Below are 23,745 nucleotides of genomic sequence, written 5' to 3'. Positions count from 1 at the left end.
ACAATGCGGTCGAGGAGAACCGCGAATTGTCGGTCGTCAAGGCGATCCGGGCGGTACGGGCAAGCTTCTGATCCGGACCCGGTAGATCAGCTCAAGATCAGCCCCTGAGCGCTATTCCCGTCGGCAAGGAATAGGCGCCCTTGGTGCCGCGCCAGTGTGCGGCGGCAAAACCCAGCACGATCAGCGCAAATCCCTGATGGGTCAGCGCCATATGCAGCGGCACATGCATCAGCAGCGTGCCGATGCCGATCGAAGCTTGGACCAGCACCAGTAGAAACAGCAGCGTCGCGCGCCGCGCATGCGTTGTTTCAGGCAGCCGCCGGCGCGTGGCGATCATGTGCCACAAGGCCACGACGAATACCGTGTAAGCGCCAAGCCGATGGACGAACTGCACCGTCTTCGGGCTCTCGAAGAAGTTGCGCCATGCCGGCTCGAGGATCAGCAGATCGCCAGGGATGATTTTGCCGTCCATCAGCGGCCAGGTGTTGTAGCTCAGGCCTGCATCGAGCCCGGCGACCAGGCCGCCGAGATAGATCTGGATCAGCGCCAGCAGCACGATGAACCCGGCCTGCCTCTGCGTCGACCGATCGGCGGCGGGTTCGGAATGCGGCGCTAATCCTCGCGCGACCACCATGGTGGCGGTGAAGATCAGCGCGGCGAGTGTCAGGTGGGTCGCCAGCCGGTACTGGCTGACGGAGACCCGGTCGACCAATCCTGAAGCCACCATCCACCAGCCGATGGCGCCTTGCAGGCCGCCAAGCAGCAGAATGCCCACCAGCTTCGCTCCCAGGCCGCGCTCGATGCGGCGCGTCGCCCAGAAGAACATGAGCGGTAACGCAAAGACCAGGCCGACGCTGCGCGCCAGGATGCGGTGCGCCCATTCCCACCAGAAGATCGACTTGAACGCCTCAATGCTCATGCCCTTGTTGAGCTCGGCATATTGCGGGATCTGCTGATAGAGCTGGAATTCCTCTTGCCACTCGGCATCGTTGAGCGGCGGGATCACGCCATGGATCGGCTTCCACTGCGTAATCGACAGGCCGGAATCGGTGAGCCTTGTGGCGCCGCCGACCAGCACCAGCGCAAACAGCACCAGAAGCACCACATAGAGCCAGCCGCGCAGCAGCGCCCGGTTATGCAGGTCGCGGTCGCGGGCGACGTATGGCGCGGCAGCTGATATGGCAGCCATGATCTTGTCCCGGCAGGTTGATTTGGCGGATTGGTGGACCATCGCACCCGTGCTGGCAAGACCATACGGCGCGGCACGCCGTCGCGCCGCGTCTCACCGGTTGCACAGTCTCGCCTCAAGGCCTATGCGAGGCCAATACCCTTTGAGCTGGCCAGGCCGCCTGTGCGAATTCCGGCATGCTCAATCAGGAGACCAAGCATGCCCCTGCGCCTGAAAAAGCTGATCGGAATGTTTCTGCTGGTGGCGCTGGTCATCGTCTATGCGCTGGTCGCATCGATCTTCGCGGTCGCCCGGCTCTCGGAGTCGGGTCCGTGGGTGCATTTCCTTTTTTTCCTGCTCAGCGGCCTGCTCTGGGTGCTGCCGGCAATGGGCATCATCAAATGGTTGATGCTGGAGCCGAGGGCCAAGCGATAGGCGAAACCGCCAGCGTCAGATGGTGACGACCATCTTGCCGGCGTTGGCGAGCGGCGTCGTCACGCCCGACAGCATGGTGCGGATGTGGGCGAGGCTCTGGTAGCGGCCGTTGACGGAAATGCGCGGCAAGGCGTGCAGGAACCCGGCATGCTCGGCGCGCAGCACGCCGTGGCGCGTCGTCACGGCGGAGGTATAGCCTGCGTCGCGGGCAAAGCCCACTTCGCGGCAGCCGACAGCGCTGGCATAGCCATAGGGATAAGCGAAATGGCGGGGCATTTCGCCCAGTTCGGCCTGCAACATGGCGCGCACGTCGCCAACCTCGTGCCGGGCAACGGCTTCGGAGAGCCGCTTCAGATTGCTGTGGTTGATCGTATGGGCGCCGATCGTCACCAGCGGATGCGCGGCGATGCGACGGATTTCATCCCAGCTCATCAATGTGCGCAAGCGTGGGCCGTCGGCGTCGATGCCATTTGCGCGAGCCAGGTCACGCAACACGGCCTGCAGGTCCTCCTCGCGTATTTCGGAGGTGAGATAGGCGTGCAGGCGTGCATTGGCCTGCAGCTTCTTCGCGGGGGTCGAGCAATCGATCGTCAGCGGACCATTCGGCCGCGTCAGCGTCAAGGTATCGCGCGCGTTGACGATGTCCTCGACAACGTCCCACCACAGGTCGGCTGTGCCGTTGATCAGCCCGGGTGCGACATAGATGGTGATCGGCGCGCCATGCTTCTCCAACACCGGCAGCGCCTCGACCATGTTGTCGCGATAGGCGTCGTCGGCGGTGATGGTGGCAAACTGACCGCCCTTGCCGCCTGCTTTGATGCGCTCAACGGCTTCGTCCATGGAGACGAAGGCATAGCCATGCGCCTTCATGTCCGCGATCATGGCGTCAAGGAAGCCGGGCGCGATATTCAGATGCCGGTTGACGCTGTCCGGCTTTTCCGGCGTCGCGGTAACACGGTGCAGCATCAGGATGGCGCCGATGCCGCCGATGAACGGCTTGGCCAGCGGTGCAAGGCCGGTATAACGGGCGACGTTCAGCGCCAGTTTCCGGATTGCCTCCCCGCCGTCGATCATTCATTCACCTTTTGCGCCTAGGCTGATCCAAGCACGGAATGCGCCTATGCGAACCCCCAAATCGCGATCAATACGTCCTAAGGATTGAGGTATGGTTGACGCAACCGCGTCATTTGACGGCAATCGGCTTGCGGCGACCGAGGCATCGTCGCGCGCCTTGCCACGGGACCATGCCGGCCTGTCGATTTCAGTGGCGTCCACGGACGGACTCGCGGCCTATGCCGAGTTCTGCCGCTCGGCCCTGTTTGGGCCGGCGCAGAGTGCTGCCTGGGTCCAGAACTGGGCGACCGAGACACGACCGGACCTGCTCGTCGCGACGCTGAGTGCCGAGGGCAAACCGGTTTTCTCGCTGGCGCTGGAGGTTGCCTGCAAGGGGCCGTTCCGGATCGCCCGCTTCATGGGTGGGCGCCACGCCAACGGCAACTTCGTCGCCGCGGACCCGAACTGGCTGGCCAAGGCGGATATACCGGCTCTCCGATCGGTGCTGGCGGCCATCGCCAAGGCACGCCCGGACATCGATCTGGTCGCGCTCGAGCGGTTGCTGCCCGATCTCGACGGCGTCGCCAATCCGCTCGCATCGCTTGACCATTTTTCCAGCCCCAATCTGTCGCTGGCCGTCGATCTCGACGGCGGCTTCGATGCGCTGCTTTCCCGCGCCAGCGGCAAACGCAAACGCAAGAAGCACCGGTCGCAAATCCGGAAATTCGAGGCCGTGGGCAGCTATCGGCGCATCGAGGCCCGCACCCCCGAGGGGGTGGACAGGCTGCTCGACGCCTTCTTCGAGATGAAGGAACTCCGCTTCCGCAAGATGGGCATCGCCAATGTTTTTGGCGACGCGCAGGTACGCGGCTTCTTCCGCGCGCTGTTCATGCAGGCGCTTGCCGAGGACAGGCCTTCCTTCGTGCTGCACGGGCTCGAGGTTGCCGGCAAGCTGCGCGCCATCACCGGTTCAAGCCGCTTGGGCAAACGCCTGATCTGCGAATTCGGAGCGATCGCCGAGGACGATCTTGGGCACGCCAGCCCCGGCGACTTCCTGTTCTTCGACAACATCCAGGAAGCCTGCGAGACCGGTTTCGAGGTCTATGACTTTTCGGTCGGAGATGAGCCTTACAAGCGGCTGTGGTGCGATATCGAAACGCGGCATTTCGAAGTGCTGGTCCCCTTGACCGTGAAGGGCCACATGCTGGCGCTGACGCTTCGGCAAGGCGCACGGCTGAAGGCCTTCGTCAAGAACAGCCCGACGATCTGGAAGCTGACCAAAGTGCTGCGCCGCAAAGCCGCCGGCCAGGCAGCGCCCGCGGAAGAAGATAGCTGACGCCATGAAGCCGATCATCCGCACACTGTCCCTGCAGGAACTGGCGCTTCTCGTCGACTGGGCGGCCGCGGAAGGCTGGAACCCAGGTCATGAAGACCCGGCGATGTTCCAGGCCGCGGACCCCGAAGGCTTCATCGGCGCCTTTGTCGGCGACGACATGGTCGCGGCAATTTCGGCCGTGGCCTATGGAAGCGAATTCGGTTTCATCGGTCTCTACATCTGCCGGCCTGACATGCGCGGCATGAGCTACGGCAAGGCCGTGTGGGACGCCGGCATGAAAAGACTCTCGGGCCGGACTGTCGGCCTCGACGGCGTCGCCGAGCAGCAGGCCAATTACCGGCGCAAGGGCTTCGCGCCGGCCTATGAGACCATCCGCTTCACCGGGCGCATGGCAGGCCAGCCGGTCAGGGCCGATGGGTTGCGGATGATTACGACGCAGCTCCTGTCCGGCATCGTCGCCTATGACGCCCATTGCTTTCCGGCGCCGCGAGGCACCTTTCTGAAGCGATGGCTGCAGGAGCCGCATCATGGGCTGGCGGCGATCGGTTCGCGCGGCGTGACCGGTTTTGGCGTGGCGCGCCGCTGTCGATCCGGCTTCAAGATCGGCCCGCTGTTTGCCGACGACACGGAGATCGCTTTGCAACTCCTGGAGGGGCTGGCCGGTGCCTGCGAGGGCGGCGAGCTGCACATCGACGTCCCCGCCGATAACGCCGGCTTCATAACTGCGCTCGATGCGGCCGGCTTTGCGCCGACCTTCACCACCACGCGCATGTACAAGGGGCCTGCCCCGGAATTGGACCTGCGAAGGGTGTTCGGCGTAACGACGCTTGAACTGGGATAGATCGGGCGAACCGCAGAACGGCCCCGCCAGCGATCCGGGGCTCCCCTCAGGCAGCGGCAGTGCGCCGTCCCGGCACCGGATTGCCGGGCGGTTCGTGGCCGAGCGGCGTCACCAGCGTCAGGTCGGGGTAGCCGTTCTCGATCAGCTTGACCGCAGCCTGCGTCACCTCATCGTCGGCCTCCAGCATGGAGAGAAAGACCTCGGTGGCATCGCCGGTCAGGCGGCCGATGCCTTGTGCGTCGGCCGGTCCGCACTCGACCACGACCAGGTCGTAGGCTGTCGTCAGCGACTGCATGATGATCGGCAGCCGGTCGGCGGCACGCATGGCACGAACCGGATCGGCGGTTCCGACCGGGATGACGTGACAGTCCGAGTAGAGATCGGCATGGATGACGTCACTGAACTGCGCTTCCGAAGCGAGCAGGTTGGTGATGCCGGGGAAAAGCCCGCTGTCCAGCATCGGCCGCGAGGCGGCCCCCGACGCGGTGAGGTCCAGCAACAGCACGCGCAGCCCGGCGTCGGCGACCTCGCGCGCCACCAGGATCGCGGATGCAGCCGCCTCGTCGCCTTCCGGCGAGACGAATATGGCGCGCGCCGCACCGCTGGAGATCAGCTTTTCGGCAGCCTTCTCGATATCGATCTCGCCCAGGGTGGAACGCGCCGGTTCGGGCTCGACAGCCGTCTGCTCTGTCGCCGTCGTATCGGGCATTGCGACCACATCCGGTGCCTCGGCCATGGCCGGCATCGCGGCGGCATAGGGCTCCGCATCTGCTTCATCCGCACGTTCAGGCAGCTCCTGGCCAACCAAGGAGTCCTGCAGGACGGCAGGCTCGTGGCGGACAAATGGCTTGGCGACCGGCGCCTGCGCCACCTGGGGCATCGCGACCTCATCGATCCGTTCGAAACGGGAACCGCTCGCCGGCCGCATCGCGCGGCCTGAAAACAGCTCCCGCAGAAGCGTCACTATCGCCATGATCAGCAGCGATGCGGCGAAAGCCGCGCCGACGATCGGCCCGACCTTCGGGAAGTACGCCTCGGAGGGAACCGAAGCCTTCGAGGCGATCCGCGCGTCGACCGGCAGATAGTTGCGATCCTGGCGCGAAGCGGCTTCGCGGTAGTTGGTCAGGTACAGTTCGAGTTGCTGTCGCTTGGCGGTTGCGTCGCGCTGCAGTGCGTCGAGATCGACCTGTTGTTCGCCGGCCTGCGCCGAAGCGGCTTTCAATGTGTTGACGTCGGCGACAAGCTGGTTCTCGCGGGCCTTTGCCGTCTCGGCCTGCATCAACAGCCCTTTCATGATCTTCTGGGCCTCGCTGCGGATCTGTGCGTCGAGATCGGACAGTTGCGATTTCAGCGCGCGAATGCGCGGATGATTGCCAAGCAGTGTCGTCGACAGATCGGCGATGTTGGAGCGCAATTCGACCTGTCGCTCACGCAAGCGCTGGATCAGGTCCGACGACAGAACCTCCGGCACGGCATCCAGCGAACCGCCATTCTGAAGCGCCCTGCGCACACCGTCGGCGGTCGCTTCGGCCGCGGCGCGGTTGGCGCGCACTTTCGACAGTTCGCTCGACAGTTCCGAAAGCTGCTGGGTGGCCAGCACCGAATTGTTGCCACCCATCAAAAGATCGGACTGGGCGCGATAGGCGGCGACCTTCGCCTCGGCATCCTTGACCTGCCGCTGCAGGTCGGCGATCTCGGGCGCCAGGAAGTCTGCCGCGGCGCTGTTCGATTCGAGCTTGGCCGCCCCCTGCCCCGCTATATAGGCGGCGGCGATGGCGTCCGGTACGGCGGCCGCGAGCTTGGGATCTTCCGATGAGAACTCGATGGCAATGATGCGGGTCTTCTCGACGCCATAGACGTTGAGCTTCTCGTGCATTTTTTTGAGCACGCGCTCTTCCGTCGGAATTTCCATCGGGTCGCTTTTCAGGCCGACCAGGACCAGAGCGCGGCTCACCGCCGACATGTCGAGCGCTTCATTGAACTCGGGCAGTTTTTCCAGGCCAAGCTTTTGCGAGACCTGCTTGAGGATTTCGTTGGAGGAGATGATCTGGACCTGGGTGGCGACGCCCTGCTCGTCGAGAATTGGCCTGTCGGTGTCATTGTTGTTGCTGGCCGGCCGCGTGTAAATGGATTCGCGCGGCGCGATCTCCACCTGCGTCTCGGCCTTGTAGTGCCGGGTTGCCAGCGAGGCGAAAGCAAAGGCCAGCCCGGTTGCCAACAGGACGACGAGGACTATACGCAGCCAGTTCCTCGCCAGGCTGGCGAAGAGCTGCCTGAGATCGACATCGACATCTGCGGCCGCGGACTGAACGGACATGCATCCCTACTCCGATACTGGGTCAGCACGCACCGTAAACAACTATGGTAACTCAGCCGTTAAGATCGTGGTAAGTTTCCGTTAGGGTTTACTGGCGGGCGACAAACAAAACCGCCAAGAATCACAAAAACTCTTGCCGATGCGCCACGTGTCGGCCGCTCCCTTTACCGGCCATTAACCCTAACAGGATGATAACGGGCCTCGATCCCTGATGTTTGCTGCGACGCCGCAGCGGCCCAGTCGAAGGTACTTGTCCGGTCATGAAAAGCACTGCTTCCCTGTTTCGCGCGCTGCTTGCCGTATCGATGCTGGCTGGCTGTTCCAGCTACCGGCCGACGCCGGCCGCCTTCCATGAGGTGCTCGATCAGCCCTACCGTCTTGGCGCCGGCGACCGCGTCCGCGTGACCGTGTTCGAGCAGGATGGGCTGACCAACACCTACAGTGTCGATCAATCCGGCTATCTCTCCTTCCCGCTTGTCGGCGCCATACCGGCGCGCGGCCACACCGCGCAGCAGATGGAAAAGGAGATCGCCGACAAATTGCGGCAAGGCTATCTGCGCGATCCCGACGTTTCGGTCGAGATCGACCGCTACCGGCCGATCTTCGTCATGGGCGAAGTGGGTGCCGCCGGCCAATATTCCTATGTTCCCGGCCTGACGGTGCAGAAGGCGATCGCCATTGCCGGCGGCTTCACGCCGCGCGCCAACCAGGAAAGCGTCGACATCACCCGCGACATCAACGGCAAGGTGATGACCGGCCGCGTGGTCACCTCCGACCCGCTGCTGCCGGGCGATACGGTCTACGTCCGCGAACGTCTGTTCTGACAGACACCACGTGGCGGACAGGCTCAGGATCGTCCATTGCTTTCGCTCACCCGTCGGAGGAATTTTCCGGCATGTGCGCGACCTGGCCGAGGCGCAGGTCGCCGCCGGGCATTCCGTCGGCATCGTCTGCGATTCGACGACAGGCGGCGCGTTCGAGGAACATTTGTTCGAGCAGATGAAGGGCATGCTGGCGCTCGGCATTCATCGCACGCCGATGCAGCGCCATGTCGGTCCCGGCGACCTTGCCTCGGCTTGGCGCACATACAGGATCATCAAGGAATTGCGGCCGGACGTACTGCATGGGCACGGCGCCAAGGGTGGCGCCTATGCCCGTCTGTTCGGCTCATTGTTGCGGGTATCAAGGTCTCGCGTAGCCCGCCTTTATTCGCCGCATGGCGGCTCGCTCCACTATGACGAGAGCACGGTCATCGGAAAGCTGTTCTTCGCGCTCGAGCGCTTCATGGCTCGCTTCACCGACTATCTGCTGTTTGTCTCGGACTATGAGCGGCGGACCTATCGCCACAAGGTCGGCGAGCCGCCCATTCCCAACACCCTCGTCTATAACGGCCTGCGCGCCACTGAATTCGAGCCGGTGATCACCGAGTCGGACGCAGCCGACCTGCTTTATATCGGCATGATGCGCGATCTGAAGGGACCGGATATCTTCATCGACGCATTGGCCCTCGCCGGCCCACAGTTCGGCCGCGCACTGACCGCGGTGATGGTCGGCGACGGCGACGACCTTGCGCGTTACCACGGGCAAGTGAAACGCCTCGGGCTCGAGCGCCATGTCCGCTTCCTGCCGCCGATGCCGGCCAGGGAGGCCTTTGCCCTTGCCGCGCTTATCATCGTTCCCTCGCGCGCCGAAGCCATGCCCTATATCGTCTTGGAAACGCTTGCCGCGGGAAAGCCGATGATCGCAACCGCGGTCGGCGGCATCCCGGAGATATTCGACACCGGTTCCCCTGCCCTGATCCGACCTGACCCGATCGAGCTCGCCGACAGGATGAGCCAGGCGCTGGCCGACCCGGTCGCCTATCGCGACCTGATGCCCGATAACGCCAACCTCAAGGCACGCTTCGGCGCCGATGTGATGGCCGCCGACATCGAGAAGGCCTATTTCGCCGCGCTCGACAGGTAGGCACAGGGCCAAGCCGTTCCAAAGCCATACGTTGTTTCAAGGGTTTCTTAGCTCTCTTTTGCTATGATCGTGGGGAAGTTTGCGGAAAGCCCTCATGAACGAGATCGACCCCGCGCGCCGCTTTTCAGCAGAGGCGGTGCGTAAATTCGACGGCCCGGCCGATGGCGACACGCCAAGCGGCATGAACGATGTCGCCCGCCAGGTCGCCTCGCAATACCGACGCGATACGATGTCGCCGATCATGGTCAGCGGTGTCCTGCGCATGGTCGAATTCGGCTTGCTGTTCCTGTCGGGACTCGCCGTCTATTTCCACTATGTCGGATTCTTCAACTATCTCGCCTGGCAATATCCGGTGACGATCGCAGCCGGCTCATTCCTTGCCGTGGTGCTGCTCGACGTCACCGACTGCTACCAGATCGTCGCCCTGATGCGGCCCATCGCCAATTTCGGCCGCGTGCTGCTGGTTTGGGCCGGCACTTTCGCCCTGATGGCGCTGACGGCATTCGTCATGAAGATGTCGCAGGACTATTCGCGCCTATTGTTCGGCAGTTGGTTCGTCATCGGCTTCGTTCTCATCTTCGGCCTCAGGCTGGTGATGTCGAAGCTGATCCGGGCCTGGGCGCGCGATGGCCGCATGGAGCGGCGCGCCGTCATCGTCGGCGGCGGCAAGGCGGCGGAAATCCTGATCCGCTCGGTCGAAAAGCAGCCCTACAACGATATCCGCATCTGCGGCATCTTCGACGATCGCGGCGACAAGCGCTCGCCGCCCATCGTCGCCGGCTACCCCAAGCTCGGCACCATTTCGGAACTGATCGAGTTCGCCCGCATCGCCCGCATCGACATGCTGATCGTATCGCTGCCGCTGACAGCCGAATCGCGTGTTCTGCAGCTGCTGAAGAAGCTGTGGGTGCTGCCGGTCGACATCCGGCTTTCGGCGCATTCCAACGCGCTGCAATTTCGCCCGCGCGCCTATTCCTACATCGGCGCGGTGCCGATGCTCGACATCTTCGACAAGCCGATCAACGACTGGGATTCGGTCGCCAAACGCGCCTTCGACATCGTCTTCAGCCTGATCGGCATCGTCGTGTTCTCGCCAGTCATGCTGGCGACCGCCATCGCCATCAAGCTCGACAGCAAGGGGCCGGTGCTGTTTCATCAGAAGCGGCACGGCTTCAACAACGAGATCATTGAGGTCTACAAGTTCCGTTCGATGTATACGGACAAGGCCGACCCGACCGCCAAGCAGACGGTGACCAAGAACGATCCTCGCGTCACCCGCGTCGGCCGCTTCATCCGCAAGACCTCGATCGACGAGCTGCCGCAGTTCTTCAACTCGCTGCTCGGTTCGCTGTCGCTGGTCGGCCCGCGTCCGCATGCCATCGCCGCGCAGTCGCACAACCTGCTCTACAACGAGGTTGTCGACGGCTATTTCGCCCGCCACAAGGTCAAGCCCGGCGTCACCGGCTGGGCGCAGATCAATGGCTGGCGCGGCGAGATGGACACCAACGAGAAGATCCGCATGCGGACCGAGTATGATCTCTACTACATCGAGAACTGGTCGCTGCTGTTCGATTTGCGGATCCTGTTCCTGACGCCGCTCCGGCTGCTCAATACGGAAAACGCCTATTGAGTGCGATCAGCCATGATCTGCCGCGCGCGGCGGTCAACGCCAAGCTGGTCGCGCTGATTTCGTCGGGCGCGGTCTTCCTCGGCATTCTGCTGTCGGGCTTCGTCATCAGCGAGCCGGCGCCCTATGAGCTCTACATGGCCGGGCTGATCGCCATCTGGGCGCTTTTCGGCTTGAGGATTTCCCGCGCGGCCACGCCCTTATTGGTGCTGCTGGTGACGATGAACATCGGCGGCATGATCTCCATGACGCAGATGGCGGACCTCGCCAACACGCCGCTCTATCTCGCCGTGTCGCTGTTTCTCGCCTTCAGCGCGGTGTTCTTCGCATCGATCACCGCCGTACAGCCCAGCCTCTACCGATTGATCTTCATTGCCTATGTGGTCTCGGCCGTGGCCACCTCGCTGCTTGGCATTGCAGGCTATTTCCATGCCTTTCCGGGCGCGGAGATGTTCACCAAATACGATCGCGCCGCCGGCGCCTTCCAGGACCCGAACGTGTTCGGCCCGTTCCTGGTGCTGCCCGGCATCTATCTACTCTATCTGCTTTTGACCGGACCGGCGACACGCATGCCGCTGCTGGCGGTGCCGCTGCTGATCATCACCGCCGGCATCTTCTTCTCCTTCTCACGCGGCGCCTGGGGCATGTTCACCGTCTCGGCCGTCCTGCTCACCGGCTGCCTGTTCCTGCAGAGCGCCAGCGGCAAGTTCCGGCTGCGTGTGGTGGTGATGACGATAGCCGCACTGGCGCTGCTGGTCGTCGCCATGATCGTCATCCTGCAGCTGCCCGGCGTGTCGGAGATGTTCTCCAACCGTGCCCAGCTCGAACAGAGCTACGACACCGCCCGCCTCGGCCGCTTTGCCCGCTACGGCATCGGCTTCCAGATGGCGATGGAGCATCCATTCGGCATCGGCCCGCTGGTCTTCGGCACGATCTTCGGTGAAGACACCCACGACATCTGGCTGAAGATGCTGATGGATTATGGCTGGCTCGGCTTCGTGTCGTTCCTGGCGCTCGTCTTGTGGACGATAGCAGCCGGCTTCCGCATCCTGCTGCGCGACCGGCCGTGGCAGCCCTATCTCCTGTGCGCCTACGTCGCCTTCATCGGCAATATAGGGCTGGGCACCTTCATCGACATCGACCACTGGCGCCATGTCTACCTGCTGCTCGGCCTGATCTGGGGCGCCATCGCGCTGGAATACCGCCATCAACTGCTGTTGCGGCCTGCCTTGCAGCGCTCATCCGCACCCACAATCGCAGCGGGACAAAAGTCGCGGAATTCGGTTGACCCGCACGGGGTTATCACGATACATCGCGACCGGTCCGGAGTGTAGCGCAGCCCGGTAGCGCACTTGACTGGGGGTCAAGGGGTCGTCGGTTCGAATCCGGCCACTCCGACCAATTCAAAGCAGGACTTTCCCCCGAAGTCCGCCCCTCCAGATGCCCCGGTCAGCCCGGCCAAATCTCGGATCGGGGCACCATGTCCTGTGCGCTTGAGCTCCGGCTTGGTGCTAATGCTACCTCTGGCACACATCCACCCACTCAGCGCCGGTAATTTCAACCATGCGCTGCGGCGCAATCCGCACCGCCGCATTGGTGGACCCGGCCGCGGGCACCACCTCGTCGAATTCGCGCAGCGACACGTCGCAATAGACCGGCAGCGGCGCCGGCAGGCCGAACGGGCAGACGCCGCCGACCGGGTGGCTGGTCGCTTCGACAACCTCGGCTGCGTCGAGCATGCGCGGCTTGCCGCCGAACTGGTCCTTGAATTTGCGGTTGTCCAGCCTGGCGATGCCGCTGGTCACCACCAGCATGGTGCGGTCGCCGACGCGCAGGCAGATCGTCTTGGCGATCTGCGCCGGCAGCACGCCATGCGCCTCGGCCGCCAACATCACCGTCGCCGAGCTCGCCTGCGTGACGATGACGTCGATGTCGGGCGCGTGGGTGGCGAAGAAGGCACGAACGGATTCCAGGCTCATCGAAAACCCATGGTTCAAAAACTTGAGGGACGGCACATCGCTGTCCAGCAGCCGAGGCTGCCGCGCGTATAAGCACGTGCGATAGACGGATCGGCAAGCCCCAGGCTGAACCAGACGCTGCGGCAGGTACAAAGAAACCCGCCAAGGAGCCTTGGCGGGTTCTCTGGAATGCGTGGTGCGGATCTACGCCAGCGATCGGCCTTGCGCCGCCGGCGTCGGCGCAGCCGGGGTGATCAGAGCCTCCTGGGGAAGGTGAAGCGCGGACACAATACGACGCAGCTTCGACGGGTCGGTCACTCTGCCGCTTTCGATATCCTCAATCTCGTCCACCGCCAGGCCGCATGTCAGGGAGAGCTCTTCCACGCTGTAACCGCGGGTCTCCCGCATCGCTCTGAGGGTGTTGTAATCTGGCCCGCTCCCGTTGGTTGCCGGTTCGGAGAGGGGTTCGCTTTTCGCATTATGGGGCATTGGCAACTCCATGACTGAAAGAGTTTGATCAAATGAGGAGTGTTGCCTGAGACGGTCGGGAAGATGCCCTCTCGCCGGCGATTTGCCAAGAGCCAAAAGGGCCGTCACGGGATCGTGAACCAGGTGCCTGGCGCGGCCCTCTCGCGCACACGTCGCGATCAAGTTGTTTTGAAGGTCCGATCAGCCTTTTGCCGGCAGTTTCGCCGCGCTAGTTCGTTATCTCCGGATCGCTGGCGTGAAACCATCCGGTTCCAGCCGGCTCGTTCCCGGAAGGATCTTTGCAATGAACCTGAAGACAGTCATGGTCGTGCTCGGCACGATTTCCAGCCTTTCCGTCGCCGGCGCGGGCGCCGCCCAGGCCGCAGACGCGCTGCGTGTGCGCGGCACGGTGGTAAGTTTCGAGCCCACGCTGCTCACCGTGAAAACCCGCCAGGGCGATACCGATGCGATCAAGCTCAAGGCTGGCTGGAAGATCTCGGGCGTCGCCAACGCCTCGGCAAAGGACATCAAGCAGGGCGATTTCCTCGGTATTGCCTCCGTTTCGAAAGCGGATGGCGGCAGCGGCGCCCTGGAGGTGGTGGTCTTTCCGGCCGCGCTGAAAGGCACCGGCGAGGGCGACCGTCCCTGGGACCTGCAGCCAAACAGCCGGATGACCAACGGCACCGTCGCCGACGTTACCGATATAAGCGGGCGATCCGTCACCCTGACCTATGACAATGGCCAGACCAAGAAGATCTCGATCCCCGACACCACGCCCGTCGTGACCTTCGCGCCGGCGACGCCGACCGACCTCAAGCCGGGTGCGACGGTCTTCGTCACCGCTGAGCGGGACACTGGCGGCGCGCTGAGCGCCAGCCGCGTCGTGGTCGGAACCAACGGCGTCGTGCCACCGATGTAGTCGAACAGGCGGCCGATGGCCGCCTCTCGATCTTGCCGTGCATGGTGACGGGAGGCTGGATTGGGTAGAAACAGTCCAGAAACAAAATTCTACAATCGGGAAATACTGACGAAAAAATTCAGGCGCGTAATTCCATTCGCGGCGGCCGGGCTATCGCCCCGATCCATATGCGCCCGCGAAACAAAAGGAAACCATCCATGAAGAAGTCCCTCCTCTCGGCCCTCGGGCTTGCAGTTGCATTGGCTTTCACGGTGCCCGTCATCGGCGCGACGAGCGCGGATGCGGCCCCGATGGCCAAGCATCATCGTCACCACCATCATCACCGCCACCATGTCCGCCACCACCATCATCACCGCCACCACCACCATGTGATCGGAAACAAGGCCTAAGCACCTCAGACTGCCACCGAGAAGACGGCCTTGGCTTCCTGTCCAAGGCCGGCTACTCCGCCCCGCGAGGCTCGATCGCGGACTGGATCGACAATTCACGCAAATCCACGCGCGACCTCGTCGTCTATCCCGGCGCTGGTATGGCACCACGACCAATCCGGCGTTCGCCAGCGAAATCGAGCGGCTCTGGCGGCTCGACCAATCCGCATTTCCTGCGCCGGCTGCACAGAGGTGTCAGGCGCCTCCAGCGACAACAGACATAGCCGACCGCAAGGAAAATGACGGATCACCTTGAGGCGAGCCGTCACTTCTCATGCTCGTATCCCTGGGATTTGGGTTCTAGAATTCAGCGCCGGCTGAACAGCAGACTGGCGACAAGACCGAGCACCACAAGGCCCACCGCCGCGGCAGCCGCCGGATGGTCGCGGGCCGACCTCTCGATCACCCTGCCCTGTTTACGGATTGCCGGCATGGCGTCGCGCAGGCGCCCGGCAAGATCGGAATAGGTGTCCAGCGCGGCATCGCGACCGTCCTCGTAATACGCGCCGCCTCGCCTTGCCACGGCCCTCTTCAAGCTGGCCAGTTCCTTGGTAAGAGCAGCGACCTGCCTGTCGAGATCAATGTCGGAGAGGGTCGAAAATGATGCCATTGGTATGTTTCCTTCACTTGCAGAAGGAAGCGTAACGCCTCACCGGAAGACGGGTTCCGGCTTTCGAACTGTCGATGTCGCGTCGGGCCGCGGTCAGCGCACCTGGTCAAGCAGGCGCTTGCATTCCAGGAGGTCGAACAGCGCCTCCTGCAGCAAGGCCCTGTTGTCGCGCGAGAGTTTCGATGCATCCGGCTGCACCGGACCGTCCTCGTCGCTTTTTCCCAGGCCGAAAAAACGGCGGCTGGGTTTGACCCGCGGCTGGCCGACCAGTTCGTCGTCCATGCCACGCGGCTGGGCCGCCGGCGTCAGCGGCACCTGGTCGGCCTGCTTGCGCTGCGAGATCGCCTCGACGGCGGCCATGTCGCCATTGCCGATGGCAACCAGGAAATGGTTGCCGTTCTCGCGCAACAGCTTCTGCACGCCCTTGATGGTGTAGCCCTGGTCGTAGAGCATGTGTCGGATGCCCTTGATCAGCTCGACATCCTGCGGCCGGTAGTAACGACGGCCGCCGCCGCGCTTCATCGGCTTGATCTGGTTGAAACGCGTTTCCCAGAAGCGCAGCACATGCTGCGGCAGATCGAGATCTTCGGCGACCTCGCTGATGGTACGAAAGGCGTCGGGGCTCTTGTCCATGGGCGAATCCTCACGCTGGACGATGATCCGGCCTACCTGCCGAATCGGGGCTTATTTCAGCGGTTTATGAAGCAATATTCAAGCCCGGCGTAATGGCGGCGGCGGTTTTCAACCGCGCAATAGGACTACTTGCCGCTTTTGGCCTTGCCGCTCTGATGGGAGCGCAAGATACGGCTCTTCAGCACATTCGACGACTTGAAGGTCATCACCCGACGCGGCAGGATCGGCACTTCCTCGCCGGTCTTGGGATTGCGGCCGATGCGTTCGTTCTTGGAGCGGACGTGGAATGTCGCGAAGGACGACAGCTTCACCGTTTCGCCGCGCACGATGGCTTCGCAGATTTCATCCAGCACCGCTTCGACGAGCTCGGCCGATTCAGTGCGCGACAGGCCGACCTTCCGGTAAACTGCCTCGGCAAGGTCGGCGCGCGTAAGTGTCTTTCCCCCCATGCGACCGTCCCATCAGCTCAAAACATAAAATTCGGCACAACAACGGCAGAGCCTAAGTAATTGATCCGTCAAGGTCAAGGACCGAAACTGGACCGTTCGGCACTTACCAGCGAACCAGGACAGCGCCCCAGGTGAAGCCACCGCCCATCGCTTCCAGGAGGACGAGATCGCCCTTCTTGATGCGGCCGTCGGCAACGGCCACCGACAGCGCCAACGGCACGGAAGCAGCCGAGGTGTTACCGTGCAAATCGACCGTAACCACCACCTTTTGCTCAGCTATCCCGAGCTTCTTGGCGGAAGCGTCAATAATTCGTTTATTGGCCTGGTGGGGCACGAACCAGTCGAGATCATCGGCTGAGATACCCGCTTGCGCGAACGTCGCCTCGATGACGTCGGTGATCATGCCGACCGCATGCTTGAAGACTTCGCGGCCCTCCATCCTGAGGTGGCCGACCGTACCCGTGGTCGACGGCCCGCCGTCGACGAAAAGCTTGTCCTTGTGCGTGCCGTCGGAGCGCAGGCTGGCCGCCAGGACGCCATGGTCGGCGATCGTGCCCGTCCCCTCGCCCGCTTCCAGGATCATGGCACCGGCACCATCGCCGAACAGCACACAGGTCGAGCGGTCGCTCCAGTCGAGGATGCGCGAGAATGTTTCCGAACCGATCACCAGGACACGCTTGGCCAGGCCGCCGCGGATGTAGAGATCGGCGGTGGTCACGGCATAGACGAAGCCCGAACAGACCGCCTGCAGGTCGAAGGCAAAGCCGTGATGCATGCCGAGCCGGTTCTGGATCTCGACGGCAGTGGCCGGGAATGTGTTGTTGGGCGTCGAGGTCGCCAGCACGATCAGATCGATGTCGGCGGGCGTGAGGCCGGCATTGGCAAGTGCGGCACGTGCCGCTGCTTCCCCCAGCGAAGCCGTGGTCTCGTCGTCACCAGCGATATGGCGCTGGCGAATACCGGTACGCTGGGCGATCCACTCGTCGGAGGTCTCGACCATGCCTTCGAAATCGGCATTCTTCATGATTCGGCGGGGCAGCGCGGCGCCCGTGCCGCGCACGACTGATCTGATCAAAGTTCTTTCCTATTCCTTTGCGTCGGTGACGACGTCGGATTTCCTAGATGACTGGGCACGCGGGTTGCGCGCATGAAACAGGTCCAGATCGGCCTCGATGCGGTCGAGGAGGTTGTTGCGGACCATGTCATAGCCGAGTTCGATCGCGGCGGCGAACCCGTCAGAATCAGCACCGCCATGGCTTTTGACGACGATGCCGCTCAACCCCAGGAAAACGCCGCCGTTGGAGCGGCCGACATCCATCTTTTCGCGCAGGCGATCGAAGGCGCCCTTGGCGAAGATGTAGCCGATCCTGGCCATCAGAGTCCGGCTCATCGCCGCGCGCAGATAGCCACCGATCTGGCGCACCGTGCCTTCCGCCGTCTTCAGCGCGATGTTGCCGGCAAAGCCTTCGGTGACGACGACGTCGACCACGCCCTTGCCGATATCGTCACCCTCGACGAAACCGTGATAGTTCATCGAGGCCATGTTGGCTTCGCGCAGCATGCGCCCGGCCTCCTTGACCTCTTCCTGGCCCTTGATCTCCTCGACGCCGACATTGAGCAGGCCGACGCTGGGCCGGGCTATGCCGAAGACCGAGCGCGCCATGCCGGTGCCGAGAATGGCAAAATCAATGAGCTGTTGCGCATCGGCCCCAATGGTCGCGCCGACGTCCAGCACCACGCTTTCGCCGCGCAATGTCGGCCAAAGGGCTGCGATTGCCGGGCGATCGATGGTGGCCATGGTGCGCAGGCAAAATTTCGACATCGCCATCAGCGCGCCGGTGTTGCCGGCGGAAATACAGGCGTCGGCCGTGCCGGCCTTGACCGCTTCGACGGCCTTCCACATCGATGACTTCCAGCGGCCGTGGCGCAGCGCCTGGCTCGGCTTGTCGTCCATCCTGACCGCAACTTCGCAATGGAAGAATTCGCTGATCTCGGCGAGCTTGGGAAATTTGGCAAGCTCGGGGCGCACGACCTCCTCACGCCCGAAAATGACGAAGCGGATGTCGGGACGACGGGTCGCGACCGTCATGAGCGCTGGTATGACCACGGCTGGTCCGTGATCGCCGCCCATGGCATCGATGGAAATCCTGATCACGCGGTATTTATCTCACGGTTAGGCGGCAGGTCGCTTTAGCGACCGCGAAGGTTCGGCGAAAATAACGGTTTTGGGCTGCCGCACAACCGACTTTTCCGTCGCGGGCAAGCTTTTCAGGATTTTCCCCAGCAAGGATCGCAGTTTTTGCTGAAATTCATTCTCCGCCGGTTCGGTCTCGCTGCCGGCATTGAGCGATGCGCCCTGCTTACGCGGATAGGGGTCGATGGCGAGCCCGAAATACTGTTCGGCGAGTGCCCCGACATCGATCGTGTCACCGGAAAATGTCTCTGGACTGTCAGGGCCTTCCGCATCGAGCAGGATCTCGCCGCCACCATCGAAGCCCTGCCGTCCGAGCTTGGAATCCTCGGGCAGCAGCAGCGCTTCGACCGGTTCGTCGATATGCGCTTCGACAGGCTCGAGCGTGACGATGCAGGCCTGAGTGATGTCGGCCTCGACGCGGCCGCTGATCTTCACGCCATTGCGCTTCCACGACGCCACCAGAAGCTCGGCGCGATAGGATTCGACCGAAATCAGCCCGTGCTCCTCGGCCAGTGCCGCACGCTGCGCGGCATCGGCCTCGATAACCAGCGGCAGGCCCTTCTGCGGCAGGCGCGTAATGTTGGCGCGGAAGGAGACCGGGCTTTGCGGGTCAACATGCTTCATTGTTCAACCTCCTTGGCGGCGGGAAAGGTCAGCGTGCCGGAGACAATCGATTCGGATGGCTGCGCGGCCAGATGACTGCGCGCGTCGGTAACATAGTTGGCCAGCAGCGATGCTTCCAACCAGGCGCCCGCGTCGGGCCGGACATTGCGGGCAAGAGCCGCGGTCAGCCCTTCATGGTCGTTTCTTTCCAGGGCATCGTCATAGGCAGCGGTACGGCCATAAAACATCTTTGCCAGCTTTTTCATGCGTTTGGGCACGCCAACGTCGCCAATGCCCAATTCCCGTAACGAATGGTCGACGTCGAGGAAGAACTCGTCGATCAGCACCTGGGCGACCTCCTGCGCCGCACCGCTCTCCCCGCGCAACCTGTGCTGGAACAGGAACATGTGCAGCGACAGCATCTCGAAACGGCCAAGCGGCGTATCTGGCACATTCCAGTGGGAATAAAACACAGTCTGCCGCGCCGCCGCCACGATTTGTGCGTAAAGCGCCTCGGTGATAGCGCGGTTGGCGTAGCGTTCGCGGCCAAAAAAGCGCTGGAACATTGGGGATGGTCTCCTGGGGACCGTTTGTTGAAGTGGGCTTGTTGCATCGGCAAGCAAGCTGGTTTACCGGTTTCGCGGCCCAGCGCAAGTTGCGGCCAGCTAATGGAGTTGTTGTTGCGCGCGCTGAATTTCAAGTCGACCTTCTCGTCCAGGCCCGCCGGCGCGATCTCGCTGCTGATGATCGTTTCGGCACTGTCCGCCTGCCACACCTCCAAGATGATGGGCGATCTCAGCCCGAGCGAGACGCTGACGCAAGGTTACGTCATAGACCAGCAGGCAATCGACCTGGTGCCGGTCGGTTCGAGCCGCGAGCAGGTGCTTCTGGCGCTCGGCACGCCGTCGACGACCGCGACCTTCGACAACGAGGCATTCTATTACATTTCGCAGACGCGCAAGCGCTACGTCGCCTTCGACAAGCCACGGCTGATTGACCAGCATGTGCTGGCTGTCTATTTCGGCGCCGATGGCCGTGTCACCCAGATCGCCAATTACGGGAAGAAGGATGGCAAGATGTTCGACTTCATCTCGCGCACCACACCGACCGGCGGCAAGGACCAGAACTTCCTCAGCCAGGTCATCAACGGTGCCAGCAAGCTTGCTCCCAGCATTCCGGGCGGCGGCGTCTAATTCCCTTCGGCTTCCATTCCCGGAAGCCTCGTCATCTCAGGCGACCAAAAACCCGCGGGAGCGATCCTGCGGGTTTTTGTTATGGGTCACAGTCAGGGCACGGCCACTGGCATGCCTGCAGTGGCCACCACTGAAAACACGACGCTGAGTCCGGCATAAGGTGCTAGCGCACGCATTGCGAAAACCGAACGAAAGCGAGCGCTGAAGGATCGTTTGGCTTTGCCTCAACAAAAACCCGCGGGATCGCTCCCGCGGGTTCATTTTCGAGTGAAGCCTTGATCAACCGTGCGCGAGTACGGCCAGCAGCAAGAGCGCCACGATGTTGGTGATCTTGATCGCAGGGTTGACGGCGGGACCAGCCGTGTCCTTGTAGGGATCGCCGACCGTGTCGCCTGTCACCGAAGCCTTGTGCGCCTCGGAACCCTTCAGATGCTTGACGCCGTCCTTGTCGACAAAGCCGTCTTCGAAGGACTTCTTGGCGTTGTCCCAGGCACCGCCGCCAGAGGTCATCGAGATGGCGACGAACAGGCCATTGACGATGACGCCGAGCAGCGAGGCACCAAGGGCGGCAAAGGCGGACGCCTTCGAGCCCGAGATCAGCAGCACGCCGAAATAGACCACGAGCGGCGCCAGCACCGGCAGCAGCGACGGGATGATCATTTCCCTGATTGCCGCCTTGGTCAGAAGGTCGACCGCGCGTGCGTAGTTCGGCTTCGAGGTGCCGGCCATGATGCCCGGATCCTCGCGGAACTGCTTGCGCACTTCCTCAACAATGGCGCCCGCCGCGCGGCCGACGGCCGTCATGGCGATGCCGCCGAACAGATATGGGATCAAGCCGCCGAAGATCAGGCCGGCGACGACGTAGGGGTTGGAAAGATCGAAGGAGATCTCGCCCATGCCCTGGAAGTACGGATATTTGTCGCCATTGGCGGCAAAGAACTTCAGGTCGTTCGAGTACGCGGCAAACAGCACCAGTGCGCCGAGACCGGCCGAGCCGATGGCGTAGCCCTTGGTCACCGCCTTGGTGGTGTTGCCGACCGCGTCGAGCGCGTCGGTGGAGTGGCGCACTTCCTTGGGCAGGCCGGCCATTTCGGCAATGCCGCCGGCATTGTCGGTGACCGGGCCGAAGGCGTCGAGCGCAACGATCATGCCGGCAAGACCGAGCATCGTCGTGACCGCGATCGCCGTACCGAAGAGGCCGGCAAGCTGATAGGTCGAGATGATGCCGCCGACGATGACGATCGCCGGCAGCGCCGTCGATTCCAGCGAGACCGCAAGGCCCTGGATGACGTTGGTGCCGTGACCGGTGACCGACGCCTGGGCGATGGAGTTGACCGGGCGCTTGTTGGTGCCGGTGTAGTACTCGGTGATCACCACGATGAGACCGGTCACCACGAGGCCGATCAGGCCGCATATGAACAGGTTCTTGCCGGTGATGACCATGCCGGCGACCGTGCCGATCTCGCCCCAGCCGAGCGTCACCTGTGTGGCGACACCGAGGCCGACGATGGACAGCAGGCCGGTGACGATCAGGCCCTTGTAGAGCGCGCCCATGATCGAGCCGTTGGAACCGAGCTTGACGAAGAAGGTGCCGACGATCGAGGTCAGGATGCAGGCGCCGCAGATAGCGAGCGGATAAAGCATGGCCGCACCCAGAACGGCGGTACCGCCAAAGAAGATGGCAGCCAGAACCATGGTGGCGACGACAGTCACCGCATAGGTTTCGAACAGGTCAGCGGCCATGCCGGCGCAGTCGCCGACATTGTCGCCGACATTGTCGGCGATCGTGGCCGGGTTGCGCGGATCGTCTTCGGGAATACCGGCTTCGACCTTGCCGACGAGATCGCCGCCGACGTCGGCGCCCTTGGTGAAGATGCCGCCACCGAGACGAGCGAAGATCGAGATCAGCGATGCGCCGAAGCCGAGCGAGACCAGCGAGTCGATGACGATGCGGTCATTGGGCTGGAGGCCCATGAAGTGGGTCAGGATGAGGTAGTAGATCGACACGCCGAGCAGGGCCAAGCCAGCAACTAGCATGCCGGTGATGGCGCCCGATTTGAACGCGATGTCGAGGCCGGCAGCGAGGCTGTTCGATGCGGCCTGCGCCGTACGAACGTTGGCGCGAACGGAGACATGCATGCCGATGAAGCCGGCGGCGCCCGAAAGCACTGCACCGATCAGGAAGCCGATCGCGGCAGTGATGGACAGCAGCCACCAGGCGAGCACGAGGACGACGACGCCAACGATGGCGATGGTGGTGTACTGACGCGCCAGATAGGCTTGTGCGCCCTCGCGGATAGCCGCGGAGATTTCCTGCATGCGTGCATTGCCTTGATCGGCCGCAAGGACCGAACGTGTCGCCCAGATGGCGTAAAGGATTGAAAGCAGGCCGCAGGCGATGACGGCGGAAATAATTGTCATTGCCGGATTTTCCTCGATTGATGGCCCAAAAGAACCCCTCCCTGGGCCGTTGAGACGAAGACCGGATTCCGCGCACGGAATCCGCCTCTTCGCATCGGTGTATGCGAAACAGGGCTGCGAACGTCAAGATATTGTTCGGTTTTTGCCCGGCTTTCGCCTAAATGGTTTAGACGGCGGCGTGCTTGGCAATGATGTCGCCTTATTAGATCGATTGAAATGACGCTGCGGCACTGAGCTGTCAGCTCCTCCCACCCGATCCGCTAGCCACGTGGAGCGTGAACGCGTCCGCCGGCGCCTATGCTTCTTTGCAAAGACCTGTAGGGTCTGTAGGGTAGCCCATCTTCAAGATCGAACCGGAGCTAGCCCATGAATTTCAAAGCTATTATCCACGAAGCCGACGAAGGCGGGTTCTGGGCAGAGGTGCCGGCAATTCCGGGTTGCGCGACCCAGGGCGAAACCATGGAAGAACTTGTCCAGAATTTGCGTGAAGCGATCGAAGGCTGCCTCTCAGTAGAGCCGCTGTCATTCACGTCGGAGCCTGGGCGGATCGTGGAAATCGCTGTTTGAAGTCCATTTCCGGCAAGGAATGTGCGCGTGCCGTCGAACGGCAAGGCTGGAAGCTTTTGCGCATCGCCGGAAGCCACCACATCTATGGCAAGCAGGGAAGCATTGTTCGGCTTTCAATCCCTATTCATGCCAATAAACCGCTCAAAACCGGACTTTCTACAACATCTCCTAGCGCTGGCTGAAATGAACGAGCGCGATATCTGAGATACTGTCGACTATTCGGCCTCTCTGCCCATGCGGCGCGCCGTGTAGCGCTCGATGGCCGACAGACCGTCATAGATTAGCACGGCAAGCGCTGCCACGATCAAGCCGCCCTGCAGGATGAAGGCGAGATTGTTGGACAACAGCCCGGCGATGATCACTTCGCCCAGCGTTTTGGCTGCCACGGTCGAACCGATGGTCGCGGTGGCAAGACTGATCACCACCGACAGCCTGATGCCGCCGAGAATGATCGGGGCGCTGAGCGGCAGCTCGACCTTGGTGAGCCTTTGCCAACCGGTCATGCCGGCGCCGCGCGCCGCCTCGACGACATTGGCTGGCAGCGTCGTCAGACCGGTCAG

The 23,745-nt window shown here is 62.8% G+C and carries 25 protein-coding genes, 1 tRNA gene and 1 pseudogene; 13 read left to right on the top strand and 14 right to left on the bottom strand.

Features of this window, described 5'->3' with window-relative positions:
* Positions 1–97: 97 nt before the first annotated feature.
* On the bottom strand, positions 98–1,189 hold the full coding sequence (locus tag EOB49_RS20055; RefSeq protein WP_127382009.1) for a COX15/CtaA family protein: 1,092 nt from the start codon (positions 1,187–1,189) through the stop codon (positions 98–100).
* Positions 1,190–1,387: 198 nt separating this feature from the next.
* Between EOB49_RS20055 and EOB49_RS20050 the strand changes: the two genes are divergently transcribed.
* Positions 1,388–1,603 carry a DUF2842 domain-containing protein gene (locus EOB49_RS20050; protein WP_023810263.1) on the top strand — a complete coding sequence of 72 codons (216 nt, stop codon included), beginning with the start codon at positions 1,388–1,390 and terminating at the stop codon, positions 1,601–1,603.
* A 15-nt stretch (positions 1,604–1,618) separates the two neighbouring features.
* Here EOB49_RS20050 and EOB49_RS20045 read toward each other — a convergent pair whose 3' ends face one another.
* Positions 1,619–2,677, bottom strand: a complete 1,059-nt coding sequence (locus tag EOB49_RS20045) for a polysaccharide deacetylase family protein (protein ID WP_127382008.1) — start codon at positions 2,675–2,677, stop codon at positions 1,619–1,621.
* A 91-nt stretch (positions 2,678–2,768) separates the two neighbouring features.
* Between EOB49_RS20045 and EOB49_RS20040 the strand changes: the two genes are divergently transcribed.
* Complete coding sequence (locus EOB49_RS20040; RefSeq protein ID WP_127382007.1) at positions 2,769–3,992, top strand: GNAT family N-acetyltransferase; 1,224 nt, start codon at positions 2,769–2,771, stop codon at positions 3,990–3,992.
* 4 nt (positions 3,993–3,996) lie between these two features.
* Positions 3,997–4,833: a GNAT family N-acetyltransferase gene (locus tag EOB49_RS20035; protein WP_127267068.1), complete on the top strand. Its 837-nt coding sequence runs from the start codon at positions 3,997–3,999 to the stop codon at positions 4,831–4,833.
* Between the two features lie 46 nt (positions 4,834–4,879).
* Here the strand turns inward: EOB49_RS20035 and EOB49_RS20030 are convergent, their stop codons facing one another.
* Positions 4,880–7,150, bottom strand: a complete 2,271-nt coding sequence (locus EOB49_RS20030; protein ID WP_127382006.1) for an exopolysaccharide transport family protein — start codon at positions 7,148–7,150, stop codon at positions 4,880–4,882.
* Between the two features lie 260 nt (positions 7,151–7,410).
* Between EOB49_RS20030 and EOB49_RS20025 the strand changes: the two genes are divergently transcribed.
* From EOB49_RS20025 to EOB49_RS20005, 5 genes are all read left to right on the top strand, one after another.
* Positions 7,411–7,974 (top strand): polysaccharide biosynthesis/export family protein, encoded by a 564-nt coding sequence (locus tag EOB49_RS20025; RefSeq protein WP_013532220.1) that lies wholly within the window; start codon positions 7,411–7,413, stop codon positions 7,972–7,974.
* Positions 7,975–7,984: 10 nt separating this feature from the next.
* A complete protein-coding gene (locus EOB49_RS20020) occupies positions 7,985–9,115 on the top strand; it encodes a glycosyltransferase family 4 protein (RefSeq protein WP_127382005.1) in 1,131 nt (376 codons plus the stop codon).
* A 94-nt stretch (positions 9,116–9,209) separates the two neighbouring features.
* Positions 9,210–10,745: an undecaprenyl-phosphate glucose phosphotransferase gene (locus tag EOB49_RS20015; protein ID WP_127267065.1), complete on the top strand. Its 1,536-nt coding sequence runs from the start codon at positions 9,210–9,212 to the stop codon at positions 10,743–10,745.
* Positions 10,742–12,076 carry an O-antigen ligase family protein gene (locus EOB49_RS20010; RefSeq protein ID WP_245472765.1) on the top strand — a complete coding sequence of 445 codons (1,335 nt, stop codon included), beginning with the start codon at positions 10,742–10,744 and terminating at the stop codon, positions 12,074–12,076. The genes EOB49_RS20015 and EOB49_RS20010 overlap by 4 nt, the downstream gene beginning before the upstream one ends.
* Positions 12,067–12,143 (top strand) — tRNA-Pro (locus EOB49_RS20005). The genes EOB49_RS20010 and EOB49_RS20005 overlap by 10 nt, the downstream gene beginning before the upstream one ends.
* A 116-nt stretch (positions 12,144–12,259) precedes the next feature.
* Here the strand turns inward: EOB49_RS20005 and EOB49_RS20000 are convergent.
* Together EOB49_RS20000 and EOB49_RS19995 are read right to left on the bottom strand one after the other, a co-directional pair.
* On the bottom strand, positions 12,260–12,721 hold the full coding sequence (locus EOB49_RS20000) for a YbaK/EbsC family protein (RefSeq protein WP_127382004.1): 462 nt from the start codon (positions 12,719–12,721) through the stop codon (positions 12,260–12,262).
* 183 nt (positions 12,722–12,904) lie between these two features.
* On the bottom strand, positions 12,905–13,189 hold the full coding sequence (locus EOB49_RS19995) for a helix-turn-helix transcriptional regulator (RefSeq protein ID WP_023810249.1): 285 nt from the start codon (positions 13,187–13,189) through the stop codon (positions 12,905–12,907).
* Between the two features lie 283 nt (positions 13,190–13,472).
* Between EOB49_RS19995 and EOB49_RS19990 the strand changes: the two genes are divergently transcribed.
* Together EOB49_RS19990 and EOB49_RS36515 are read left to right on the top strand one after the other, a co-directional pair.
* Positions 13,473–14,087 carry a hypothetical protein gene (locus EOB49_RS19990; protein WP_127382003.1) on the top strand — a complete coding sequence of 205 codons (615 nt, stop codon included), beginning with the start codon at positions 13,473–13,475 and terminating at the stop codon, positions 14,085–14,087.
* Positions 14,088–14,284: 197 nt separating this feature from the next.
* Positions 14,285–14,476, top strand: a complete 192-nt coding sequence (locus EOB49_RS36515) for a hypothetical protein (protein ID WP_164781747.1) — start codon at positions 14,285–14,287, stop codon at positions 14,474–14,476.
* 346 nt (positions 14,477–14,822) lie between these two features.
* On the opposite strand, the gene EOB49_RS19980 is transcribed toward EOB49_RS36515, so the two are convergent.
* From EOB49_RS19980 to EOB49_RS19950, 7 genes and pseudogenes are all read right to left on the bottom strand, one after another.
* Positions 14,823–15,125 carry a hypothetical protein gene (locus EOB49_RS19980; protein ID WP_127270978.1) on the bottom strand — a complete coding sequence of 101 codons (303 nt, stop codon included), beginning with the start codon at positions 15,123–15,125 and terminating at the stop codon, positions 14,823–14,825.
* Positions 15,126–15,218: 93 nt separating this feature from the next.
* On the bottom strand, positions 15,219–15,758 hold the full coding sequence (locus tag EOB49_RS19975; RefSeq protein ID WP_027038390.1) for a MerR family transcriptional regulator: 540 nt from the start codon (positions 15,756–15,758) through the stop codon (positions 15,219–15,221).
* Positions 15,759–15,883: 125 nt separating this feature from the next.
* The gene (locus EOB49_RS19970) at positions 15,884–16,207 is read right to left on the bottom strand and encodes an integration host factor subunit alpha (protein WP_013532231.1); all 324 of its coding nucleotides are present in this window, start codon (positions 16,205–16,207) and stop codon (positions 15,884–15,886) included.
* A gap of 103 nt (positions 16,208–16,310) precedes the next feature.
* Positions 16,311–17,282 carry a beta-ketoacyl-ACP synthase III gene (locus tag EOB49_RS19965; protein WP_127382002.1) on the bottom strand — a complete coding sequence of 324 codons (972 nt, stop codon included), beginning with the start codon at positions 17,280–17,282 and terminating at the stop codon, positions 16,311–16,313.
* A 9-nt stretch (positions 17,283–17,291) separates the two neighbouring features.
* Positions 17,292–18,362: a phosphate acyltransferase PlsX gene (gene plsX, locus EOB49_RS19960; protein WP_127382001.1), complete on the bottom strand. Its 1,071-nt coding sequence runs from the start codon at positions 18,360–18,362 to the stop codon at positions 17,292–17,294.
* Between the two features lie 120 nt (positions 18,363–18,482).
* Positions 18,483–19,025: pseudogene (locus EOB49_RS19955) on the bottom strand (DUF177 domain-containing protein); the annotation flags it as partial.
* Complete coding sequence (locus EOB49_RS19950; protein ID WP_127382000.1) at positions 19,022–19,570, bottom strand: ubiquinol-cytochrome C chaperone family protein; 549 nt, start codon at positions 19,568–19,570, stop codon at positions 19,022–19,024. The pseudogene EOB49_RS19955 and the gene EOB49_RS19950, both read right to left, overlap by 4 nt.
* Before the next feature lie 114 nt (positions 19,571–19,684).
* Between EOB49_RS19950 and EOB49_RS19945 the strand changes: the two genes are divergently transcribed.
* On the top strand, positions 19,685–20,197 hold the full coding sequence (locus EOB49_RS19945; RefSeq protein ID WP_127381999.1) for an outer membrane protein assembly factor BamE: 513 nt from the start codon (positions 19,685–19,687) through the stop codon (positions 20,195–20,197).
* A gap of 279 nt (positions 20,198–20,476) precedes the next feature.
* Here the strand turns inward: EOB49_RS19945 and EOB49_RS19940 are convergent, their stop codons facing one another.
* Positions 20,477–22,618, bottom strand: coding sequence for a sodium-translocating pyrophosphatase (locus EOB49_RS19940; protein ID WP_127381998.1), 2,142 nt, complete (start codon positions 22,616–22,618; stop codon positions 20,477–20,479).
* Positions 22,619–22,984: 366 nt separating this feature from the next.
* Between EOB49_RS19940 and EOB49_RS19930 the strand changes: the two genes are divergently transcribed.
* Positions 22,985–23,185 (top strand): type II toxin-antitoxin system HicB family antitoxin, encoded by a 201-nt coding sequence (locus tag EOB49_RS19930; RefSeq protein WP_127329711.1) that lies wholly within the window; start codon positions 22,985–22,987, stop codon positions 23,183–23,185.
* A complete protein-coding gene (locus EOB49_RS19925; protein ID WP_127381996.1) occupies positions 23,182–23,367 on the top strand; it encodes a type II toxin-antitoxin system HicA family toxin in 186 nt (61 codons plus the stop codon). Before EOB49_RS19930 ends, EOB49_RS19925 begins: the two co-directional genes overlap by 4 nt.
* Positions 23,368–23,400: 33 nt before the next feature.
* Here the strand turns inward: EOB49_RS19925 and EOB49_RS37755 are convergent.
* A partial coding sequence (locus EOB49_RS37755) for an ABC transporter permease subunit (protein WP_245472764.1) occupies positions 23,401–23,745 on the bottom strand: 345 nt, incomplete at its 5' end.

Source organism: Mesorhizobium sp. M7A.F.Ca.MR.148.00.0.0 (assembly GCF_003997735.1).
Taxonomy (GTDB): Bacteria; Pseudomonadota; Alphaproteobacteria; order Rhizobiales; family Rhizobiaceae; genus Mesorhizobium.
The sequence above is the reverse complement of the archived record's forward strand: the minus strand, read 5'-3'. Positions and strand labels throughout refer to the sequence as shown.

What these genes read in the sequence shown, in the direction of transcription:
- EOB49_RS20055 (WP_127382009.1), bottom strand. Translation starts at nt 1,189, where the DNA reads ATGGCTGCCATATCAGCTGCCGCGCCATACGTCGCCCGCGACCGCGAC.
- EOB49_RS20050 (WP_023810263.1), top strand. Translation starts at nt 1,388, where the DNA reads ATGCCCCTGCGCCTGAAAAAGCTGATCGGAATGTTTCTGCTGGTGGCG.
- EOB49_RS20045 (WP_127382008.1), bottom strand. Translation starts at nt 2,677, where the DNA reads ATGATCGACGGCGGGGAGGCAATCCGGAAACTGGCGCTGAACGTCGCC.
- EOB49_RS20040 (WP_127382007.1), top strand. Translation starts at nt 2,769, where the DNA reads ATGGTTGACGCAACCGCGTCATTTGACGGCAATCGGCTTGCGGCGACC.
- EOB49_RS20035 (WP_127267068.1), top strand. Translation starts at nt 3,997, where the DNA reads ATGAAGCCGATCATCCGCACACTGTCCCTGCAGGAACTGGCGCTTCTC.
- EOB49_RS20030 (WP_127382006.1), bottom strand. Translation starts at nt 7,150, where the DNA reads ATGTCCGTTCAGTCCGCGGCCGCAGATGTCGATGTCGATCTCAGGCAG.
- EOB49_RS20025 (WP_013532220.1), top strand. Translation starts at nt 7,411, where the DNA reads ATGAAAAGCACTGCTTCCCTGTTTCGCGCGCTGCTTGCCGTATCGATG.
- EOB49_RS20015 (WP_127267065.1), top strand. Translation starts at nt 9,210, where the DNA reads ATGAACGAGATCGACCCCGCGCGCCGCTTTTCAGCAGAGGCGGTGCGT.
- EOB49_RS20000 (WP_127382004.1), bottom strand. Translation starts at nt 12,721, where the DNA reads ATGAGCCTGGAATCCGTTCGTGCCTTCTTCGCCACCCACGCGCCCGAC.
- EOB49_RS19995 (WP_023810249.1), bottom strand. Translation starts at nt 13,189, where the DNA reads ATGCCCCATAATGCGAAAAGCGAACCCCTCTCCGAACCGGCAACCAAC.
- EOB49_RS19990 (WP_127382003.1), top strand. Translation starts at nt 13,473, where the DNA reads ATGAACCTGAAGACAGTCATGGTCGTGCTCGGCACGATTTCCAGCCTT.
- EOB49_RS36515 (WP_164781747.1), top strand. Translation starts at nt 14,285, where the DNA reads ATGAAGAAGTCCCTCCTCTCGGCCCTCGGGCTTGCAGTTGCATTGGCT.
- EOB49_RS19980 (WP_127270978.1), bottom strand. Translation starts at nt 15,125, where the DNA reads ATGGCATCATTTTCGACCCTCTCCGACATTGATCTCGACAGGCAGGTC.
- EOB49_RS19975 (WP_027038390.1), bottom strand. Translation starts at nt 15,758, where the DNA reads ATGGACAAGAGCCCCGACGCCTTTCGTACCATCAGCGAGGTCGCCGAA.
- EOB49_RS19970 (WP_013532231.1), bottom strand. Translation starts at nt 16,207, where the DNA reads ATGGGGGGAAAGACACTTACGCGCGCCGACCTTGCCGAGGCAGTTTAC.
- EOB49_RS19950 (WP_127382000.1), bottom strand. Translation starts at nt 19,570, where the DNA reads ATGTTCCAGCGCTTTTTTGGCCGCGAACGCTACGCCAACCGCGCTATC.
- EOB49_RS19940 (WP_127381998.1), bottom strand. Translation starts at nt 22,618, where the DNA reads ATGACAATTATTTCCGCCGTCATCGCCTGCGGCCTGCTTTCAATCCTT.
- EOB49_RS19930 (WP_127329711.1), top strand. Translation starts at nt 22,985, where the DNA reads ATGAATTTCAAAGCTATTATCCACGAAGCCGACGAAGGCGGGTTCTGG.